The 1,272-nt window shown below is 41.2% G+C and carries 2 protein-coding genes; one reads left to right on the top strand and one right to left on the bottom strand.

All coding sequences use genetic code 11. The annotated features are described in order from the left end of the window. Positions 1-140 precede the first annotated feature (140 nt). Entirely contained in the window at positions 141-575 is a 435-nt protein-coding gene (locus IQR33_RS22685; RefSeq protein WP_005378572.1) for a YbaY family lipoprotein, read from the top strand. A 30-nt stretch (positions 576-605) separates the two neighbouring features. Here the strand turns inward: IQR33_RS22685 and IQR33_RS22680 are convergent, their stop codons facing one another. Next, positions 606-908 (bottom strand): DNA base-flipping protein, encoded by a 303-nt coding sequence (locus IQR33_RS22680; RefSeq protein ID WP_005378570.1) that lies wholly within the window; start codon positions 906-908, stop codon positions 606-608. Positions 909-1,272: the final 364 nt, after the last annotated feature.

Raw genomic sequence — 1,272 nt, 5'->3', positions numbered from 1 at the left:
TGTTCCAATTATGAAACAAAATCAATTGTTTGATAAATTCTAACTCAGTCAAACTATTGTCAAATAAAGTGACAGGAAGCAGACAGTTTTATATTCCACACCTATAATTGCTTCGGTTTAATGCTCTTTTCGAGGAATATATGAAAAAAACACTACTACTTGTTACTTCTCTACTCTTTGGGGCTGCGTTAGTGGGTTGCCAAACTTCTCAAAATACAGAAATGGAATCTACAGAAGCGTCAATGAAGACGATTACAGGTACAGTGGCTTATCGCGAGCGGATTGCCTTGCCACCAAACGCAGTGGTTACTATTGCGTTAGAAGATGTGTCCTTGGCGGATGCGCCAGCAAAAGTGTTGGCGAAACAGACATTCGAAACAGAAGGTAAGCAAGTTCCTCTTTCTTTTGAGTTGAGTTACGACAGCAATGAAATCAAACCAAACCATCGTTACAGCGTTCGTGCTCGCATTGAGGTAGATGGAAAGCTGCGTTTTATCAGCGACACACATAACGGTGTTATTACAGATGAAGCACAAACTCACCAATTAGATATTCGTCTAGTTGGAACACGTTAATACGACGCACTGAGAACAAAAAATGGCAGCTTAAGGCTGCCATTTGTATTTTTTAAGTGAAGTTTTGCCAACTTCCGATACTTCAATCCCTTCTGCTTCTAATTTCTTTTTTTGTCGCTCTAAATCTCTGCCTTTTAAAGATATTTTTCCTTGGCTATTTACCACTCTAAACCAGGGGAGTTTACTGCCTTCTGGTAAGTTGCCCAGTGCTTTACCAACATGTCTCGCATAGCCCGGATAACCGGCCATTTTGGCAATTTCCCCATAGGTGGAGACTTTTCCTTTTGGAATTTGGTGAATTACAGCAAAGATTTGCGCTAAAAATTGGTCCATACTCAAAAGTGTCTATTTTGGATTACTAAGGAATGGTAAACCATTGGACTTGTATATTGCTAACGGTTCTTAACCCTTGTGTTGCCAGCGACTCACTTTGAAGAATTACATTTTCTGTTCTTTAGTGTCGTTGGTTGATGAGCCTTAAACAGCATGAAGCAAACGCAAGCTAAGCTTGAATCTAGACCCTCTCAACGACTTTCAATCCCAGTTTTTGCCGTTGAGTTACCAAGTAGGTGGGGAAGCCAGGAGGCGCTATGATTTTATCGACACTTCAATTTTTCGTTACGACCTTACTCGCTGTTGTCTGCGTTCGGGCGATGAGTTTGAGCGAGGGGGACATTCCCGTTCTTGCACTTATGAT

Source organism: Vibrio sp. OPT46 (assembly GCF_015163535.1).
GTDB classification, from domain to species: domain Bacteria; phylum Pseudomonadota; class Gammaproteobacteria; order Enterobacterales; family Vibrionaceae; genus Vibrio; species Vibrio alginolyticus.
The sequence above is the reverse complement of the archived record's forward strand: the minus strand, read 5'-3'. Positions and strand labels throughout refer to the sequence as shown.

Coding starts and splice junctions, on each gene's coding strand:
- IQR33_RS22685 (WP_005378572.1), top strand. CDS start 141: ATGAAAAAAACACTACTACTTGTTACTTCTCTACTCTTTGGGGCTGCG.
- IQR33_RS22680 (WP_005378570.1), bottom strand. CDS start 908: ATGGACCAATTTTTAGCGCAAATCTTTGCTGTAATTCACCAAATTCCA.